Origin of the sequence: Nocardia sp. MDA0666, from assembly GCF_003023875.1 — a bacterium.
GTDB classification, from domain to species: domain Bacteria; phylum Actinomycetota; class Actinomycetes; order Mycobacteriales; family Mycobacteriaceae; genus Nocardia; species Nocardia aobensis.
The window spans coordinates 75,969-93,648 of the sequence record NZ_PYHT01000007.1; the positions used below are offsets into that span (position 1 = coordinate 75,969).

18 protein-coding genes are annotated in these 17,680 nt (G+C 68.7%); 4 read left to right on the forward strand and 14 right to left on the reverse strand.

Annotated features, from left to right (window positions below; all coding sequences use genetic code 11):
- Positions 1 to 3: 3 nt before the first annotated feature.
- From C8258_RS13135 to C8258_RS13170, 8 genes are all read right to left on the reverse strand, one after another.
- On the reverse strand, positions 4 to 1,149 hold the full coding sequence (locus tag C8258_RS13135; protein WP_106955439.1) for an acyltransferase: 1,146 nt from the start codon (positions 1,147 to 1,149) through the stop codon (positions 4 to 6).
- A 2-nt stretch (positions 1,150 to 1,151) separates the two neighbouring features.
- A complete protein-coding gene (locus tag C8258_RS13140) occupies positions 1,152 to 2,810 on the reverse strand; it encodes an AMP-binding protein (RefSeq protein WP_106955440.1) in 1,659 nt (552 codons plus the stop codon).
- On the reverse strand, positions 2,780 to 3,037 hold the full coding sequence (locus C8258_RS13145; RefSeq protein WP_030515113.1) for an acyl carrier protein: 258 nt from the start codon (positions 3,035 to 3,037) through the stop codon (positions 2,780 to 2,782). The genes C8258_RS13140 and C8258_RS13145 overlap by 31 nt, the downstream gene beginning before the upstream one ends.
- 24 nt (positions 3,038 to 3,061) lie before the next feature.
- Positions 3,062 to 4,027, reverse strand: a complete 966-nt coding sequence (locus C8258_RS13150) for a hypothetical protein (RefSeq protein WP_106955441.1) — start codon at positions 4,025 to 4,027, stop codon at positions 3,062 to 3,064.
- Positions 4,028 to 4,525: 498 nt separating this feature from the next.
- Positions 4,526 to 5,755 carry a gephyrin-like molybdotransferase receptor GlpR gene (gene glpR, locus C8258_RS13155; RefSeq protein WP_106955442.1) on the reverse strand — a complete coding sequence of 410 codons (1,230 nt, stop codon included), beginning with the start codon at positions 5,753 to 5,755 and terminating at the stop codon, positions 4,526 to 4,528.
- Positions 5,756 to 5,984: 229 nt separating this feature from the next.
- On the reverse strand, positions 5,985 to 6,635 hold the full coding sequence (locus C8258_RS13160) for a GNAT family N-acetyltransferase (RefSeq protein WP_036505451.1): 651 nt from the start codon (positions 6,633 to 6,635) through the stop codon (positions 5,985 to 5,987).
- Positions 6,636 to 6,644: 9 nt separating this feature from the next.
- Positions 6,645 to 7,898, reverse strand: coding sequence for a gephyrin-like molybdotransferase Glp (gene glp / locus C8258_RS13165; RefSeq protein ID WP_036505452.1), 1,254 nt, complete (start codon positions 7,896 to 7,898; stop codon positions 6,645 to 6,647).
- Between the two features lie 68 nt (positions 7,899 to 7,966).
- Entirely contained in the window at positions 7,967 to 8,920 is a 954-nt protein-coding gene (locus tag C8258_RS13170; RefSeq protein WP_063006652.1) for a UTP--glucose-1-phosphate uridylyltransferase, read from the reverse strand.
- 224 nt (positions 8,921 to 9,144) lie between these two features.
- Here C8258_RS13170 and C8258_RS13175 point away from each other — a divergent pair, with 224 nt between their 5' ends.
- The 4 genes from C8258_RS13175 (at position 9,145) to mscL (ending at position 11,787) form a co-directional block, all read left to right on the forward strand.
- Entirely contained in the window at positions 9,145 to 9,840 is a 696-nt protein-coding gene (locus C8258_RS13175) for a 5-formyltetrahydrofolate cyclo-ligase (RefSeq protein WP_106955443.1), read from the forward strand.
- A 133-nt stretch (positions 9,841 to 9,973) separates the two neighbouring features.
- Positions 9,974 to 10,294, forward strand: coding sequence for an FmdB family zinc ribbon protein (locus tag C8258_RS13180; protein ID WP_106955444.1), 321 nt, complete (start codon positions 9,974 to 9,976; stop codon positions 10,292 to 10,294).
- A gap of 158 nt (positions 10,295 to 10,452) precedes the next feature.
- The gene (gene cpaB, locus C8258_RS13185) at positions 10,453 to 11,187 is read left to right on the forward strand and encodes a Flp pilus assembly protein CpaB (RefSeq protein WP_106955445.1); all 735 of its coding nucleotides are present in this window, start codon (positions 10,453 to 10,455) and stop codon (positions 11,185 to 11,187) included.
- A gap of 144 nt (positions 11,188 to 11,331) precedes the next feature.
- Positions 11,332 to 11,787 carry a large conductance mechanosensitive channel protein MscL gene (gene mscL / locus C8258_RS13190; RefSeq protein WP_106955446.1) on the forward strand — a complete coding sequence of 152 codons (456 nt, stop codon included), beginning with the start codon at positions 11,332 to 11,334 and terminating at the stop codon, positions 11,785 to 11,787.
- Positions 11,788 to 11,819: 32 nt separating this feature from the next.
- Here mscL and C8258_RS13195 read toward each other — a convergent pair whose 3' ends face one another.
- From C8258_RS13195 to C8258_RS13220, 6 genes are all read right to left on the reverse strand, one after another.
- Entirely contained in the window at positions 11,820 to 12,515 is a 696-nt protein-coding gene (locus C8258_RS13195; protein WP_106955506.1) for an MspA family porin, read from the reverse strand.
- Positions 12,516 to 12,725: 210 nt separating this feature from the next.
- Positions 12,726 to 12,947, reverse strand: coding sequence for a hypothetical protein (locus C8258_RS13200; RefSeq protein WP_106955447.1), 222 nt, complete (start codon positions 12,945 to 12,947; stop codon positions 12,726 to 12,728).
- Between the two features lie 7 nt (positions 12,948 to 12,954).
- On the reverse strand, positions 12,955 to 13,449 hold the full coding sequence (locus tag C8258_RS13205) for a molybdenum cofactor biosynthesis protein B (protein WP_081879443.1): 495 nt from the start codon (positions 13,447 to 13,449) through the stop codon (positions 12,955 to 12,957).
- Between the two features lie 98 nt (positions 13,450 to 13,547).
- Entirely contained in the window at positions 13,548 to 14,828 is a 1,281-nt protein-coding gene (locus C8258_RS13210; protein WP_106955448.1) for a S1C family serine protease, read from the reverse strand.
- 650 nt (positions 14,829 to 15,478) lie between these two features.
- Positions 15,479 to 16,876, reverse strand: coding sequence for a HAMP domain-containing sensor histidine kinase (locus C8258_RS13215; RefSeq protein WP_106955507.1), 1,398 nt, complete (start codon positions 16,874 to 16,876; stop codon positions 15,479 to 15,481).
- An 89-nt stretch (positions 16,877 to 16,965) separates the two neighbouring features.
- Positions 16,966 to 17,655 (reverse strand): response regulator transcription factor, encoded by a 690-nt coding sequence (locus C8258_RS13220; protein WP_039780838.1) that lies wholly within the window; start codon positions 17,653 to 17,655, stop codon positions 16,966 to 16,968.
- Positions 17,656 to 17,680 lie beyond the last annotated feature (25 nt).

Here is a 17,680-nt window from a genome sequence, read left to right on the forward strand (position 1 = left end):
TCTCTACGAACGCGCGGCCGGTTCGTGCTCGAGCGTGGAGGCCCATTGCAGGCTGTGCGCCCGCTCCGGATCGGGCAGCAGATAGGCCCCGTCCTGGCGCGGCCGGCGGCCCGGTGTCACCAGACCGACCGGCGGCCCGGCGCCGAAATCCAGCCAGGAGGCGGGGATCCGGGACAGATTGCTGACCAGGAAGCCCGACTGCGGCGGATATCCCCATACCCGGTCGAGTCCCGCGATGCCGTGCACCTGCAGGAACGCCTCGAGTTCGGCGATCGCGTCGTCGATGCGCTCGGGCGCGGAAGCGACCGCGTCCCGCACCCAGCCGGCGATCTCCGGAACCGAGGCGTTGCGCACCCGCTCGGTGTCGACATCGACCAGTACCTGCACGAAGGCGTTACCGAAATACGTGGGGCCCAGCTCGCGGACGAAGCGACGGATGTCGACCGGGCAGGCCAGGGTCACCCGCTCGGTGTCCTTGGTCGCCGCGTAGTCGCGAAACAGGCCCGCCGCCACCAGATCCGCGGTCGACAGCCCCGAGACCTCCGCCTGCGCCTCACATTCGGTGAGATCGAGCCGGCCGGTGTGGACGTCGAGTTCGGGCAGTTCCAGATCCGGCTCGACGGTGACGAAACCCGCCCGGCGCAACGCATCCGGATCGACGCTGTCGCGTTCGCGGGCCTGCGGCCGCGTCAGCACCTCGCGGTCGCAGCGCGGCGACAGGAAGCGAGCACCGCGTGCCCGAGCCGCCCATGCGGCCAGGAAGAAGAACATGCCGTAGCCGTCGGCCAGGCCGTGCGACATCGACAGCCCGACGGCCGTGCGATCGCCGCGGGTCACCACCCGGCCGCGTGCGAGCACATGGCCCACCCCGATCTCGACCGGGTCGAGGCATTCGCTCAGCGGCACGGTGGATTCAGCGACCGTGGCCCGGATCGCGGGGCGCGGGTCGTCCACGTCGAGCGCCAGGGTGCGCTCGTCGAGCTGCACCAGTGCCGCATCCACACCGACGAATTCCCGGGCGGTCTCGACATAGGCCGCGACGATCCGATCGGCGTCGAGCACCTCGCCGAACTCCACCACGAACTGCAGCGGACCGGCCATATTCGCCGTCCACATGTGGTCGACGGTCGACAGCGGTACCGGCGCCATCGTCAACTCCTCTCCAGGGCGTCGAATTCGCCCTGCAGCAACTGGTTCCACATCACCCTCCGCCGCGGCTTACCGCTGGTGGTGCGCGCGATGAGTCCCCGGTCGCCGATGAACAAACGCAGCGACGTCTCCGCCCCGAGCTGCCCGGCCAAAACCTGCCGCAGCCGCACGGCCTCCACCGGCTTGTCCTCGACCAGCACCGCGACGCGTGCGGAGCCGAAGGCGTTGCCGGCCAGGGCGACCACACGATTGGCGGGCACACCGAACGCTTCCACCACGGCCGCCTCGATGTCCTCGGCATAGACCGTGCGCCCGCGCACCTTCACCGCGTCGCCGACCCGGCCGATCGGATACAGTTGCCCACCCACCAGCAGGCCCGCGTCACCGGTCGCCAGAGCGCCGTCCTCGGCACGCGACAGGTCGCGAGTGCCCTCGGCCGTCTGGTACTCCCGAGCGACGCTCGGACCACCGACGATCAATTCGCCCGGCGCTCCGGCGTATTCGTCGGTCGACGCGGTCCGCACCGTCACCCCGTCCAGCGGTGCGCCGCAACCGACCAGCCAGCGCCGGCCGTCCTCGAGCGGGGCGGTCATCAGGTCGAACGGACCGTCCACGGCGCCGGTGTCGGGTGTCACCGCGGCGGCTTGCACCGGCTCCGAGGGCCGCAGACCGGATACCGCGAGCGTGCCCTCGGCGAGCCCGTAGGCGGGACACGGTGTGCGCGAATCGAATCCATAGGGCGCCAGCCGCTCGGCGAAGCCGCGCAGAATCGCCGGATCGATCCGTTCGGCGCCCACGATCATCACCCGCCAGGGATCGAAATCCATTCCGGCCAAAGCTTCGTCGGTCATCTTTCGCAGCAGATACGCCAGCGCGAAGTTCGGCGTCGCCGTGATCGTCGCACCGTCGCGGCCGAAACAGGACAGCCACGACAGCGGATCTCGAATGAAATCGATCGGCGTCATGGCCTGAATGTCCAGATTCAGAATGGTCGGCGTGATGATGCAGCCGATCAGCCCCATATCGTGATACGGCGGCAGCCAGGTGGCGATCCGGTCCGTCGGCCGAAACTCCAGCCACCGGTCGATCGCGGCGCAATTGGCCTCCAGATTCGCCACCGATACCCGCACCGCTTTGGGCGAACCGCTACTGCCGGAGGTGAATTGGAGCAGCGCGATCCGGTCGGGCTCGCAGCCCGGCAGTTCCGTCACGGCGGGAGTCTCATTCGACGTCCCGACAATTGTGACCCCGCCCAGGGATTCGAGCACCGGATGAACCACGGCCGCGAGTTCCTCGGCCACGATGATCGCCGACGGTGCGGCCGCGGCCAGCAATGCCGACAGTTGCTGCTGATACGCCGACTCGTTCTGCAGCGGTAGCGGCGGCGCCAGCGGATTCGGTGTCGCCCCCGCGGCCAGCACGCCGAAGAAATTCGTCATGAACCGTTCCGGAGCCGATTCCACGATGGAAACCACCGCACCCGGACGCACCCCGGCGTCGATACAGGCCGCGGCCACCCGCCGCACCTGCTCACTCAGCCGGGGGTAGCCGACGCGCCGCCATTCGCCCTCGTCGGCGATGGTCCAGCCCCGGTCCTCGCCCTCGTAGGCCAGCCAGTCGAGCAGGCCCGTCACGGCTGTTTCGCCCGCAGCGCGTCGCACACCATCTGCTCGATATCGCCGACGGTCACCACATTCGTCGCACCGGAGTCACCGCCGGCGTCGATTCCGAAACGCACCTGCAGGCCGAGCGCGAGTTCGATCAGGGCCAGCGAGTCGTAACCCAGCTGTTCGGCCAGCACATCATCGGAAGCCAATTCCGCCGAAGGCTGGGGGGCGTGCCGACGGACCAGTTCCCGTACCTGGTCGCGCACTTCATTTTCGTCCACGAAATGCTCCCGAATTGTTTGTGTTCACCGCACGAGGTACGTGATCGGATGTGGTTCGCCGTGTAGTTCGGCATATTCTCCGGCGGCCGCCGCGCAGGATTCCCGCCAGTTTTCCTCGAGTTCCGAAATTATGTCGCGCGGTATTCCGATGGACGTCATTCTCCGGCCGAGAGAACTTTCCGCGAATGCCCATTGTTCGTGAAGTATCTCGGCGCGTTTCTGCAAAACCGGAACCAATCGCGGAAACGGATCCCGGGTTTCCGGATCGACCAGAGTCCGGGCCGCCGCCGGAAGATGTCCGCGAATCATCTCCACAATATGTTCGCGATATCCGCCGCGGACTCCGTTGCGCAATGCCAGCACACCGAAGGAAATATGCCGCGATTCGTCACGAGCGACATTCGTGATGCCGGTCCGCAGGATGTCGAAGCGCGGCAGCGCCCGCACGGTGCCCAGGACGGTGTGCAGACCGGTCATCGCCACCGCACCCTCGACCAGCAGGTGGTAGACCACCACCCCCTCGTACCAGGCGGCGATGTCGGCCGGGTCCTCCCGCACCCGCTCGACCGCGTCCACGAGCGCCTTCTCGAACAGGTCACCCACCCGATCGACGCCGCTGACCTGCGACAACTCCTCGTTGCCGAGGGTTTCGGAGAGGAAGGACAGGTAGCGCCGGAAGAAGACTGTGTGGCGCGCCTCGTCGGCCAGCTGCGTGGCCAGATACATCTTGTAGTCGACCTCGGGCGCGGCGTAGGCCAGCGGCGCCAAGGTCTCGGTGACGGTCGTCTCGCCGATCAGGAAGCGGGCGAGGGTGACCAGCAGCGGCAACCGCGCGAAGGCCGGCAGCTGGGTCCACCCCTCGGCATCGCGCTCGTATTCCAGGCTCTGCGCCTGCCATTGCTGCATTTCCCAGCGGCGATAGAGATCGAGCGCGGTGACCCGTTCGGCAAGATCGATCTCGATCTCGTCGATGACCGTTGAATTGTTCATCGCGATTTCTCGATCTGTTACGACGGCAGGCCGGTGAAAATCGATAGCAGAGTGCTTTCATACACGTCGATCAACCCTTCCAACCGCCCAGCTACCCCACGCGCAGCGTCCTCACCTGCTGCGGCGTGTCAATACCCGTGACCACGCATCCGTACCGGAAGGATTAAATCCTTCGATCTTGTGGACAGCGATTCTGCACGGTGCCCGAGCTTACTCCCGAAATAGCCCGCGAGCCACTCGTAACGGGCAGATCACAACGGCAAAATGTTACCTATGAATTTGCCGCCTTCTCGGCACTCCCGGTGAGTGGACACGGGCGTTTCACATTCCGGCTGACAGCTCACCACACCCCACCCCCCAGGTGGGATGCGGGAAGTTAGCCACCGATGCCGATTCGCCCGCTCACAGCGGCGAAAAATCGCCCCATCACGCCGAAACGGCCGCCGCTCCCAGCCCCTGGCTACGATGCGGCGGCCGTCGTCGACCGGCTGTCGGCTCCTATTCGCCTGCGGCGCGGCGGATTTCGCCACCTGCCGCCCGGTTCCGGGTGGCCCGGGCAGCGGCGGCGTCGAAGTGCTCCAGATGGTCGAACAGTGGGTCCTCGTCGTCGACGTCGAGCACCACCGCGCGGCGGCGCAGGGCACGAGCGGCGTCGCGATCCATACCCGGGCGCCGCTCGGCCCGGACCTGGTCCTGCGCAACGGGTTCGGCGTTGCCGGCCGGGCGCTGCCGCGCCCCGGGCAGCCGCGCCGCGCGTCGCCGGCGGATGTCCTCCTCGAAGCGCACCTGCCGCCGCAGATACGCCAGATAGGCCCCGAACGCCACCACCGAGAGCGCACACCCCCACCACAGGGTCGCGCTCACGACGATCGCGAAGGCGCCGAAAAGCAGTGTGCTCAGGATCAATCCGAGTGCAGTGCGCTGCCGGAAGCGATACCGGGCCGCGCGCGCGATCGCGTCGGCCTCCGGATCGAACCCGCCGCGGCCACGCCGGGACGGGACGAAATCGCGTGCGGTCGATCCGGGTTCGTCGCCGGCGCGGTCGTCGAGGTCGTCGGAGTCGTCGAGGTCGTCATCGAGATCGTCGTCGGGATCCACGTCGCCGCGCCGGGCCGGAACCGCCGCGCTGGGCGCGGGTGGGATACGGGCCATGCTCGTCTGCGGGCGATCCTCGGTCCCGGCCGGTACGTCGTCGGCCTCCTCACGATCCTCGACATCGTCGGGATCACCGGTGTGGGCGTCTTCAGCGAGGTCGCGGTCGCCCTCGCCTTCGGCTGTGCCGTCGACGTCGGCGCGTGCGTCGCCGCCCGGCTCGGCATCGACGGCGTCCACGGGGGTTTCGGGGGCGTGCTCTTCGCCCGCGTCGGCGCGACCGGGCGGATCACCGGCACTCCGGCGGGCCCGCGTCACCTCCGATTCGGCGCGCTCGGGTGCGTTCCGGTCGTCCTCGATGACGGGCTCATCGGCCGATGTCGTCATCCGGTCCTCCGCATCATCGCCGTGGGAAAGCCTTTTCTGCCGAGGGGCCGGCACCCAGTCCGGATCGGTCTCATGTCCGGTGGCCGGCCCTTTCTTCGCACGTCGTCTGGTACCGCCTCGATGCAGCACCCGGGTTGCCAGGGCCACGTCCGTAGTGCGGCGGATCCGCGGATGCCGATCCGCGAGCATCGGGAACAGCACGAAGACCCAGAGCACGACCAGCGCGATCCACAAGATCGAATTCGGCATCGCGCTCCCACCTCCGTCCCCGCCTGACCACTGTCCCTTCTCGACCACTGGGCAGGTTCTCGCCACCTGTTCCGTCCTGGCACCGGACGCACCACCGACGTCCGTAGGTTAATCCGGCGTCACAGGAATATCCCGCAGGCGCGCCGCCCACACCCGTCCCACCCGTCACAAGCCGGTCATCACCCGGTCCGGGTGCGTCGGCGCGGGACACGCCGCGTGACGGGGCCACTCACGGCGGCGTGGCACGACCGGAGCGGATGAGGCGATCGACGACCGTGCCGGATACCTCCTCGGCGGTCATCGCGACCAGCAGATGGTCCCGCCACGCGCCGTCGACGTCCAGATAGCGCCGCAATGTGCCCTCCTCGCGGAAGCCCACATTGCGCAGGACCGCCTGGCTGGGCAGATTCTCCGGGCGCACCGTCGCCTCCACCCGGTGCAGGCCCACGGGCCCGAAACAGTGGTCCAGGCCCATCGCCAGCGCGGCGGTGGCCACCCCTTGGCCGCCGACGTCCTTGGCGACCCAGTAGCCGATCCACGCCGAACGCAGCGCCCCACGCACGATGTTGCCGATGGTCAGCTGGCCGCCGAAGGATCCGTCGACCTCGATCACCAACGGCACCATCGCACCCCGCCGCGCCTCGGCCTTCAGACTCGACCACAGCGCGGGCCAGTTGGAGGCGTGATTGCGCGCCTCCCAGCTACCCCGGCCGGTCGGCTCCCACGGCTCCAGATGTTCGCGGTCGCGCAAGCGGATGCGCGACCAGGCGGCCGCGTCGCGCAGCCGGATCGGGCGCAGGGTCACCCGCCCGCCCGCGACACGAACCGGACCGAGATGGGCGGGCCAGCCGGGATGCTGGGCGGCCCGGAATACGTTCATGTCCACAGATCACCCGCGCTGTGCGAGAAATGCGACCTGGACCTCGTCACCGGTGCGAATATCGGTGACCTCCGGGTCGATGACGATCAGGCTGTTGGCCTCGGCCAGGGTCGAGAGCAGATGCGACGAGCCGTTGACCCCCAGCGGCTGAACCAGGTACTCGCCGGTCTGCTCGTCGCGCATCAACTGGGCGCGCAGGTAGCCGCGGCGGCCCTCCATCGAGGTGATCGGCATGATCGTGCGGGCCCGCACCACGCGGCGCATCGGATGCCGGCGACCCAGCGCGATCCGGATCAGCGGCCGCACCATGATCTCGAAAACCACGAGTGCGCCAACGGGATTCGACGGCAGGAGGAACGTCGGGACCTCGTCGCGGCCGAGCCGGCCGAAACCCTGCACGGAACCGGGATGCATGGCGACCCGATCGATGGTCAGCTCGCCCAGCCCCTCCAGGGCCTCGCGGATCTGATCGGAGGCCCAGCCGCCGACCGCGCCCGCGATCACGACCACCTCCGAACGCACCAGCTGTCCCTCGACCACATCGCGCAGGCGCTTGGGATCGGCACTGACGATGCCGACCCGATTCACATCGGCGCCGGCGTCGCGGGCGGCGGCGGCCAGGGCGTAGGAGTTCACGTCGTAGACCTGTCCCGGACCGGGCGTGCGGTCGATGTCGACCAGTTCGCCACCGATCGAGATGACCGACAGCCGCGGCCGCGGATGCACCAGCACCTTGTCCCGCCCGACCGCCGCCAGCAGGCCGACCTGCGCCGCGCCGATGATGGTGCCCGCCCGGACCGCGATATCGCCGGGCTGCACATCGTCACCGATGCGCCGCACGTAATCGCCGGACCGGACCGGCTCGTAGATCTTGATCCGGGCCCGGCCGCCGTCGGTGAAATCCAGCGGCAACACCGCATCCGCCAGCGTGGGCAGCGGCGCACCGGTATCGATCCGCACCGATTGCCGCGGCTGCAACCGGATCGGCTGGCGCGAACCGGCGGCGACCTCGCCGACCACCGGCAGCGTCAGATCGATCGGATCGCCGTCCTCGGTGCGGATGTCGGCGCCCGCGCCCTGCACATCCACACTGCGCACGGCATATCCGTCGATGGCGGCCTGATCGAATCCGGGCAGCGGACGCTCGGTGACCACATCCTCGGCGCACAGCAGACCCTGGGCCTCGGAAATCGCGACCCGGACCGGCCGCGGGGCGACGGCCGCCGCGGTCACCTTGATCTGCTGGTCCTCAACCGAGCGCATGCCGCCCTTCCCCTTTACTCCGACTGATCACCCGGTCCCGCGGTGACGAGACCCGGCCGACCCCGCCGTCACGACGAGATCAGCTGCGGGTTCCAATCCGGAGCAAGCCGACGCTGCAACCACTCGCGCAAGGCGGGGCCGTATTCGTCTCGCTCCAAAGCGAAATCGACCGCAGCACGAAGATAACCGCCAGGGTTGCCGAGGTCGTGGCGCGACCCACGGTGGACGACGACATGAACCGGATGTCCCTCCGCGATCAGCAGCGATACGGCGTCGGTGAGCTGGAGTTCACCGCCCGCACCCGGCTCGATGCGGCGCAGCGCGTCGAAGATCGCGCGATCGAGCAGATACCGGCCCGCGGCGGTGAAGGTCGACGGCGCCTCCTCGAGCGCCGGCTTCTCCACCATGCCGACCACGCGCAGCACGTCGGGGTTCGTGCTGTCGGTCACCGGCTCCACGTCGAAGACGCCGTAGGCGCCGACCTCCTGCTTCGGGACGTCGATCGCGCAGAGCACCGTGCCGCCGCGTTTGCGCCGGACGCGGCTCATCACGTCGAGGACGCCGCAGGGCAGCACCAGGTCGTCGGGCAGCAGTACCGCGATGGCGTCCTCGTCGGGATCGAGCGCCTGCTCGGCCTGGGCGACGGCGTGGCCCAGTCCGAGCGGCTCGTCCTGTACGACCGAGGTCACATCGAGCAGGCCGGGAGCCTTGCGCACCTTTTCCAGCAGCTGGAATTTCCCGCGTTCGGCGAGCGTGCTCTCCAGCACCAGATCCTCGACGAAGTGGGCGACGACCCCGTCCTTTCCGGGCGAGGTCACGATGACCAGCCGCTGGGCGCCCGAGCCGGCGGCCTCGGCGGCCACCAATTCGATACCGGGTGTGTCCACCACCGGCAGCAGCTCTTTCGGCACGGTCTTGGTCGCGGGCAGGAACCGTGTCCCGAGTCCGGCCGCGGGAACCACCGCGGTGCGGAAGCAGGAACTCACGGCCTGCGTCGCGTCCGATCCGGCGTCAGCTGTCATAAGTGCACACCCTATCCATCGCTCTTGTCGTCGGACCGGCTCAACACCGGCCCGGCATCTGGGAAGCCTAGGCGGCCGCGGCGGCGCCGTCGCACCGAAACGGTGCGGCAGCAACCCTCACCAGCGAGTTCGCGGTACCGCGTCGGGTCAGCGATTCCCCGCCGAGGGCACCTGGAAACACGGGAGCGGGCAAACTCACCGTTCGCCCACCTAGGGTGAGCCCTGTGGAGATCGCCGGTCAGCGGGACAAGGGGCGGTGGCGAGCGGAATTGCTGGCCGCCCGGGCGGCGGTGCCGCCGGAGACCAGGGCCGCGGAGGCCGAGGCGCTGAGCCGGTCCGTGGCGCGGGTACTGGACATCGACCAGCCGCGTACCGATGGGCCGCACAGCGACGATCGCCGCCCGGCGGGAGGATCCGGCACGGAGGCTCCCGGCTCGCGGTGGGTGGCGGGGTATATCCCGGTCGCGGGTGAGCCCGGTTCGGTCGCGATGCTCGACGCACTGCGGGTCGCTGGGGCTCGAGTGATGGTCCCCGTGACGGGACCGCCCGGTCCGCTGGGGTGGGCAGAATACACGGGAATCGAGGGGCTGCGGCGCGCCCGCTACGGACTGCTCGAGCCCGACGGGCCGCCGTTGGGCGTGGCGGCGATCGAATGGCCGGAGGTGATCGTGATCCCGGCACTCGCGGTCGATCGGCGCGGTGTGCGGCTGGGGCGAGGCGCCGGGTATTACGACCGGACGCTGCCCGCGGCGCGACCGGACGCACATCTGGTGGCGGTCGTTCGAGACCCGGAGCTGTTGGATGCGCTGCCGGAGGAACCCCATGATCGCCGGATGGGGTGGGCATTGCTGCCGGAGGCCGGGCTGTGCAGGCTCGATGCCGGCGATCGCGAGATCGGCGGTCGATACTCGAGCGTATGAAGCGGGCGCCGGGCGCCCGGACTCGGTGGCGCCGGTGCGACCTCACGCGCACCATGGGAATCAAGACCGGATTGGCACTGTTGGCACTGTCGGCTGTAGAGTGCTAAAAGACGAAAACCGTGGAGGTTCGCAGGTGCCTACTTACTCGTATCAGTGCACGCAGTGTGGCGACAAGTTCGACATCGTGCAGTCGTTCTCCGATGACGCCCTGACCACCTGCGAGAAGTGCAACGGCAAGCTGCGCAAGCTGTTCAACTCGGTCGGCATCGTCTTCAAGGGCAGCGGCTTCTACCGCACCGACAGCCGCAGCGGCTCGTCGTCGGCCAGTGAGCCCGCCGCGAAGTCGAGCGAATCCAAGTCGAGCGATTCGGCCGGCTCCAGCAGTTCGTCCAGCTCGTCGAGCAGCTCGGGTTCGTCGTCGACCTCCTCGTCGACCAGCACCGCCGTCGCCTGACCCATCGCCGCACCGGGCGGCCACGCACCGCCCGGCCGGTTATGCACCTCCGGCCGTGCCGTCCTCAGTTGTCCACAGCCTTTCCGTTATCCACAGAAAAGTTCTGACCTGCTCTTTTCCTGGATGACCGACCTGTCGTGGGCCCTACGGTGGCCGGTATGCGGACCTTGCGATTCGATCGGCTACGCACCGGCGATACCGATCTCGGCCATGCTCGTGGCACCGAATTCCTGTCCCGGATACGGCCACCCTGGCTCGACCTGACCCTGCTCCGCCGGCTGTCCGCCGTCGGACTGGCCGCCGCGGCAGCCGTCGTCGCCCTGCGCGGCGGTCCCGCCGGGCATCGCGCACCGGTGGTGGTCGCGGCACGGGACGTGCAACCCGGACAGGTGCTGGCTCCCGCGGATCTGCGGTACGCGGACCTGCCACCGGACGCGGTACCGGAAGGCGCCGTCACCGATCCCGCGACACTGCTCGGCGCGACCTCGACCGGCGCTGTGCACGCCGGGGAGATACTCACCGATCTCCGGATCGTCGGCCCACGCCTGGCAGCCGCGGCGGCCGGCACGCCGAATGCCCGAATCGTGCCGATGCGTCTGGCGGACAACGCGATTGCCGATATTCTGCGACCCGGCGACCGGGTGGACGTGGTCGCCGCGGAGGACACCGGCGCGCACGGCGATCCGGAGGCGACTGCGCCACGGGAGCGTTCACCGTCCGCACATACCCTCGCCACCGATGCCGCGGTCGTCCTCATTTCCGGTGCCGCCGACACCGGTTCCCGGACCCGCGCGTCCCCCGAACGAATCGTGCTGCTGGCACTCGATCCGGGGCATGCGACCACCGTCGCGGCCGCCTCGTTGCACACTGCCCTGACCGTGGTGTTTCACTGATGTTCGCTGTGTTCGCCAAGCATTTGCCACAACTGTCCGTTAGCATCCCGAGTACCTCATTCGATAGCGGAAAGCAATCGCATCGGATGCCACGACCAGACCGAACGGCGAGGCGCGGGCACGCCGGATGAGACAGGAGCCGCAATGCTGAAAGGTTTCAGGGATTTCCTGCTCCGCGGGAACGTGATCGATCTGGCGGTCGCGGTCGTCATCGGTACCGCGTTCACCGCGGTCGTCACCGCCATCGTGACCGGAATCGTCAATCCCCTCTTGGATGTGTTCGGCGGCGCGAACGAACACGGCTGGGGCTTCTATCTGGATTCCAGTAAACCGTCCACATTCATCGCACTCGGCCCCATCGTCACCGCCGTGGTCAACTTCATTCTCATCGCGGCGATCCTGTACTTCATTCTGGTGCTGCCGGCGGGCCGGCTGATGAAGCGCTACGGCACCGAGAAGGAAGCCGTGATGACCGAGGTCGCACTGCTCACCGAGATCCGCGATCTGCTCTCGGAGGGCAGTCAGAGCGCCGGCGGCCGGCACGAGTTCGCCGACGTCGATTCCCTACGCCGACAGGGTGATACGCAGCGGAGTCGGTGACGGCACCGGCCCTGCCGCATATCCGGAACGGCTCAGCCCAGGCTGAACGCCTTACCCCACAGCGTCACCCAGGAGATGACGTTGTCGGTCTCGACCTCGACGCTGACGAATGCGCGCGCCTGCGCGTAACCGCCACATCCGGTCAGGCCGATGGTCTCGTCGGACCAGGCCACCGAACCGCCGGCACCCTGGAACTTGTTGCGGGTCTTGTGCACGTCCTGTCCGAAGTCGTCCTTCTCCTCGGTGTCGAGGACATAGAACGACTTCGCCTGGCCCGGAACGAGAGTCAGGTTGCCGCCGATATTTCCGCCGGCATCCGGCTTGGCGTTCTCGCCGTCGCTCCAGTCCATGCTCGCGCTGGGACCGCCGTCGACGCCGCCGCCGGAGATGTCGACCTGGCAGCCCACGGTGTATCCGGGGTAGATGCTGCCTCCCACGACGGTGGTGTCGCCGGACAGTTCGACATGGGCGTTGCCGGAGACCCACGCATTGCGGTGCACCGGCGTCGCGTCGAGCGACGGATCGATATTCGCGGATTCGCCGTCCAGCCAGACGTGCACCACGGTGCCGTCGGACAGCGTCTTGGACAGATCGCCGCCGGGCAGCGCGACGAAGGTGTCGGCGTTGGCGGCGCCGGTGGAGAACAGGCCGAGCGCCACGGCCGCGGCGGCGCCGAGGCCCGAGACGCGCACACCCCACCGCCGACCGTTCGCACGGTTCGTATTCATATGTCCCCTCATCAGGTTCTTGCGGGCGGCCTCGAACTCCACCGGGCGGCGCGACCCGCACGCCTATCCGGAGCCTTCGAGAACCGCAGGTGAAGCAGCCCGAACGGGACAATAAACGGCACGCCTCACCGCCGCCAACATCGGACGGCGAAATGCCTCATGATCTGGGACACAGCCGATAACCGCATGTATCGGCATCAACGTCACGAGTTATCCGTGATGAGGGGGCACCTGCGCGCGCAGCCAATCGTCCGAGGAGCTGGGGAGCTCACCGTCGGGTGCGCGCTCGTCGCTGCTGGTGCGCGGCAGCGTCTCGCCGAAGACCCGCGCCAGGCGCGCGGCCTCCGCGGCCGACCGGGCGCGGCCCTTCGCCGGGCGATCCGCGGAGTGCGAATCGCCCGGACGCTGCGCCCTTGCCGGCCGATCGGTCATACCGTGATTATTCCGCCAAGCCGGACAGTTCGTCGACGACCCGGCTCACCAGCGGGCCGAGCGTCGCCATACCGTCGCGCACGGCATCGCGGGTGCCGGGCAGATTGACCACGAGGGTGCTGCCCGAGACTCCGGCCAGACCACGCGAGAGACCGGCGTCGAGGGAACCGGCCGCGAGTCCGGAGGCGCGCAGCGCCTCGCTGATGCCGGGCAATTCGCGATCGAGCACCTCGAGGGTCGCCTCCGGGGTGACATCGCGCGGCGACATACCGGTGCCGCCCACGGAGATCACCAGGTCGACCCCGCCGATCACGGCGGTGTTGAGGGCGTTGCGAATCTCGATCTCGTCGCCGGCCACCGACACCGTGGCGTCGACGAGGAAGCCGAATTCGGTGAGCAGTTCGGTCACCAGTGGCCCCAGCGAGTCCACCCCGCCATGCGCGGTTCGATCGTCCACGACCACAACAAGTGCCCGGCCCGCAACGGGAGCATCGATTTCCATGTTGCTCACCGTAGCGTCCGTGGGCGACAACCACTCCGGTCCCCCGGGCTCGTCGGCGTCGGGTGTCGGGAGCACTGTCAAAGGACGCGGTTCACGGATCATCGGCCACCCTCCGCCGGTGCGGCGCCGAGGGTCACCTCGACGGTTTTCGGATTCTGTCCTTGTGGATCGGTGTAGGTGACCTTCACCTTGTCACCAGGTTGGTGCGACCGCACGGCGGCGATCAGCGAATTGCCCGAGTCGATGACCTGATCGTCGACCCGGGTGACGATCGCACCCGACGGAATGCCCGCCTTGGCGGCCGGACCGTCCGGTGTCACGTCCAGGACCCGGGCGCCGTTGACGTCGTCCTGCGCGCGCACCGAGATCCCGATCTGAGCATAGGTGGCGTGGCCGGACTTGGTCAGCTCATCGGCGACGCGACGGGCCTGATCGACCGGAATCGCGAAGCCCAGGCCGATCGAACCGCTCTGCGAACCGGGCATCTCCGAGGCGCCGAGGGTGGCGATCGCGGTGTTGATGCCGATCAGCTTGCCGTTCGTATCGACCAGCGCGCCACCGGAATTGCCGGGGTTGATCGCGGCATCGGTCTGGATCGCGGAGATGACCGTGCCCTGCGAGCCTGCCTCACCACTGGTCGACACCGGGCGGCTGAGCGCCGACACGATGCCGGTGGTGACGGTTCCGGCCAGGCCCAGCGGCGAGCCGACCGCCACCACGGGCTGGCCGACCATCAGGTTGCGCGAGGTGCCGAGTTCGATCGGCGTCAGGTTGGTCTTGCCGGCCGCTTTGATGACGGCCAGATCCGACACCGGATCGACGCCGACGACCGAGGCGTTGGCGGTCGTGCCGTCCTGGAACGCGACCACCATCTTGGCGTTGGGGCCGGCACCGCTGGCCACGTGGTTGTTGGTCAGGATCAGCCCGTCCGAGGACAGCACCACACCCGAGCCCTCACCCTCCGCCTTGGCGCCCGCGACGCGGATCATCACGACGCTGGGCAGGACCTTCTGCGCGACCGCGGGCACCGATCCGGGTGGTGCGCTCGCCGAGGCGGGATCGACCGGCGCGGGCGCGTTCAGGGCGTTGTTGGCCGGAGCGTTGTTGTCGTCCGAGCGCGTGGCGAGGGTGCCGACCGCACCGCCGATACCACCCGCGACGAGCGCCAGCACGACGGCGCCGGCGAGCAGCCCCGCGCGGCCGCGGCGGCGCGGAGTCCCGGCGTAAGCGCCGGTGGAATCGGCACCCGGACCGGCGGGATACGGTTCACCGGCGCGGTGCTCGCCGGTGGCGTAGGGCGTGCCGGAGGGGTACGAGCCCGGCTGCTGATAGCCCTGGCCCGAGGTGTGGCCCGCGGCGTACGGGTTGTACGGCGGCATCGGCGCGGTGTGACCGGCCGCGAACCCCGGGTGTTGTCCCGGTCCGTACCCTTGCCCCGGTCGGTCGGGCCCGCCCTGTCCGGGATTCGTGAACTGCTCGGTCCGATGCTCGCCGGACGCTTGCTCGCCGGGCTGTCCCTGCGGGCCCCTGCTCGAACCGGCCGGTCCCGATCCCGGCGACTGCGCACCCGTGTCGGCCCCACCGGCCTGCGACGACGGCCCTGCCCATTGCGACGGTTGCCCCCACCCGCGCGAGGCGTTCCCGGCATCCCCCGACTGCGAAGCGGTCCCACCGGCCCCCGACTGCGCAGCCGTCTCGCCGGCCCCCGACTGCGAAGCGGTCTCATCAGCCCCCGACTGCGAAGCGGTTCCGGAACCTGTCGACGGCGGAGTCGGCTCGGCCCCGCCCGACTGGGGAGTCGAACCGGTCGGCTCGTCGCGCCTGTCCCTCGAATCCTCGGTCATATTTCTCGTTTCTCCTCGAGTCTGTCGCCCAGCCTGGTGACAGCGACTGAGAGCGGACTGAGACCGTGCTTTCAGTTCTCCGTGACTCCGTGCCGTATCCGGGTTTCCGCGGGATCGGGACGCCGCACGGGTCACAGTTTATGGGGCGCCCCTGCGCGCGCCCGGCGATTCCGGATCGCCGGTGATCACGCCCGGCGCTCTCCGGCGACCGGCGGTTCGCCGGGAAGGACGATGCGCACCAGTGTGCCGCCGCGCTCGGAGGTGTCCACGGTGATCGTGCCGCCGTGTTTGGACACCACCTGTTTCACGATCGCCAGACCGAGCCCGGAGCCGGGCATCGATCGCGACGCCGTGGTGCGGTAGAAGCGTTCGAAGACCAGCTCCCGTTCCTCCGGCGGAATACCCGGCCCGGCATCGTCGATGGCGATTTCCATGAGCCCGGGCCCGGTTTCGCGCATGGTCAGAATGACCTGCGCCTCCGGCGGACTCCACTTCGCGGCATTGTCGAGCACGTTCAGGATGGCTCGCTCCAGTCCGGCGTCGTGGCCGTAGACGAACCACGGCCGCAGCTGCGCCGAGAATTGGACGTCCACGCGCCGCCGCCGCGCCCGTTCCAGTGCGCGCTCGGCGACCTCGCCGAGATCGACACGCTCGTAGACGGTTTCGGGCGCGTCCTCGCGGGCCAGGTCCACGAGGTCTCCCACCAGCGTGGACAGCTCCTCGATCTGGGCGATCACATCCGCGCGCAGCCCGGCCATGTCCTCCTCGGGAATCGGCGGCGCGTCCGGTCGCGAGGAGGCGATGAGCAGTTCCATATTGGTGCGCAGCGAGGTCAGCGGGGTGCGCAGTTCGTGTCCGGCGTCGGCCACCAGTCGCCGCTGCCGATCGCGAGATTCGGCCAGCGCCCGCAACATCAGATTGAAACTCTCGGTGAGCCGCGCCAATTCGTCGTCACCGGTGACCGGAATCGGCGCCAGATCGTCGGTGCGCGCGACGCGTTCGGTGGCCGCGGTCAATCGCGCGATGGGCCGCAGCCCCGTTCGGCCGACCGTGGCACCGGCGGCTCCGGCGACCAGCACGCCGCAGCCGCCGATCGTGAACAGCAGCCACGCGAGCCGGTCGAGCACTTCACGGGTGGGTTCCAGTGATCGCGAGATAACCAGCGTGGCACCGGATTTCGTGCGCCGGGCGAGGACGCGCTGATTGTTCGCCGTCCGCAGCGAGACATCCGCCTTATCGTGCGCCACCGCCATCTCGGCCGGGCCGATCGGCGGATCCATCGGCTGCGGCGGGGCATAGGGCACATCGACGTCGGGATAGATCAGCGCGATGCCGATATCGTTGGAGTACAGGCTGCTGAACATGATGATCGCCTGAAATCCCTGCAGGTCGATGTTGTTCTTGACCATCACCTCCGAGCGGCTGCGCAACTGACTGTCCACATCGGCGTACAGGGCGCGGGCGACCAGTGCGTAGGCGGCGATCGAGGTTACCGCGACGGCGATGGCCACCACCGAGGCGGCCAGCAGCGTCACCCGCCAGCGCAGCGACACCGATCGGGTCAGCGGCATCGGCGGGCGCATTTCGTGCGGATCGGGACGCGGCCCCAGCCGGGCCACGCGATCGGGACGGCCACCGTGCCCCGGATGAGCTCTTGCCACGACGACCCGGCCTACGGAGGAGTCTCGCGCAGCACGTAACCCACCCCGCGCACGGTGTGGATCAATCGTGGCTCCCCCTCGGCCTCGGTTTTGCGGCGCAGATAGCCGATATAGACCTCGAGCGCATTACCGGAGGTCGGAAAGTCGTAGCCCCAGACCTCTTCCAGAATGCGGCTGCGCGTCAACACCCGGCGCGGATTCGCCATCAGCATTTCCAGCAGCGAGAATTCGGTGCGGGTCAGGCTGATGGCGCGCTCGCCGCGCGATACCTCGCGCGTCACCGGATCCAGGGACAGATCCGCGAAACGCATCGTCTCCGAGGAATCGGTGGCCGGGTCGGCGGTGGTGCGGCGCAACAGCGCGCGCAAACGCGCCAGCAATTCCTCGAGCGCGAACGGCTTGGGCAGATAGTCGTCGGCGCCGGCGTCGAGCCCGGCCACTCGCTCCGACACCGAATCCCGGGCGGTGAGTACGAGAATCGGCAGATCATCACCGGTGCTGCGCAGGCGGCGGCATACCTCCAGGCCGTCCAGCCGCGGCATCATCACATCGAGCACCAATGCATCGGGCCGGGACGCGCTGACCTTCTCCAAGGCGTCGACGCCGTCGACCGCCAGCTCGACGGAATACCCATTGAAGGTGAGCGACCGGCGCAGCGACTCGCGCACCGCGCGATCATCGTCGACTACCAGAATGCGCATGGCCTCCAGTTTGACCGGATCGACT

Excerpts from the sequence above, each read along its gene's own strand:
- C8258_RS13220 (WP_039780838.1), bottom strand. The coding sequence starts at position 17,655 with ATGCGCATTCTGGTAGTCGACGATGATCGCGCGGTGCGCGAGTCGCTG.
- C8258_RS13205 (WP_081879443.1), bottom strand. The coding sequence starts at position 13,449 with ATGGAAATCGATGCTCCCGTTGCGGGCCGGGCACTTGTTGTGGTCGTG.
- C8258_RS13160 (WP_036505451.1), bottom strand. The coding sequence starts at position 6,635 with ATGAACGTATTCCGGGCCGCCCAGCATCCCGGCTGGCCCGCCCATCTC.
- C8258_RS13170 (WP_063006652.1), bottom strand. The coding sequence starts at position 8,920 with ATGACAGCTGACGCCGGATCGGACGCGACGCAGGCCGTGAGTTCCTGC.
- glpR (WP_106955442.1), bottom strand. The coding sequence starts at position 5,755 with ATGCCGAATTCGATCTTGTGGATCGCGCTGGTCGTGCTCTGGGTCTTC.
- glp (WP_036505452.1), bottom strand. The coding sequence starts at position 7,898 with ATGCGCTCGGTTGAGGACCAGCAGATCAAGGTGACCGCGGCGGCCGTC.
- mscL (WP_106955446.1), top strand. The coding sequence starts at position 11,332 with ATGCTGAAAGGTTTCAGGGATTTCCTGCTCCGCGGGAACGTGATCGAT.
- C8258_RS13200 (WP_106955447.1), bottom strand. The coding sequence starts at position 12,947 with ATGACCGATCGGCCGGCAAGGGCGCAGCGTCCGGGCGATTCGCACTCC.
- C8258_RS13135 (WP_106955439.1), bottom strand. The coding sequence starts at position 1,149 with ATGGCGCCGGTACCGCTGTCGACCGTCGACCACATGTGGACGGCGAAT.
- C8258_RS13215 (WP_106955507.1), bottom strand. The coding sequence starts at position 16,876 with ATGCGCCCGCCGATGCCGCTGACCCGATCGGTGTCGCTGCGCTGGCGG.
- C8258_RS13195 (WP_106955506.1), bottom strand. The coding sequence starts at position 12,515 with ATGAATACGAACCGTGCGAACGGTCGGCGGTGGGGTGTGCGCGTCTCG.
- C8258_RS13150 (WP_106955441.1), bottom strand. The coding sequence starts at position 4,027 with ATGAACAATTCAACGGTCATCGACGAGATCGAGATCGATCTTGCCGAA.
- C8258_RS13210 (WP_106955448.1), bottom strand. The coding sequence starts at position 14,828 with ATGCCGCCGTACAACCCGTACGCCGCGGGCCACACCTCGGGCCAGGGC.
- cpaB (WP_106955445.1), top strand. The coding sequence starts at position 10,453 with ATGCGGACCTTGCGATTCGATCGGCTACGCACCGGCGATACCGATCTC.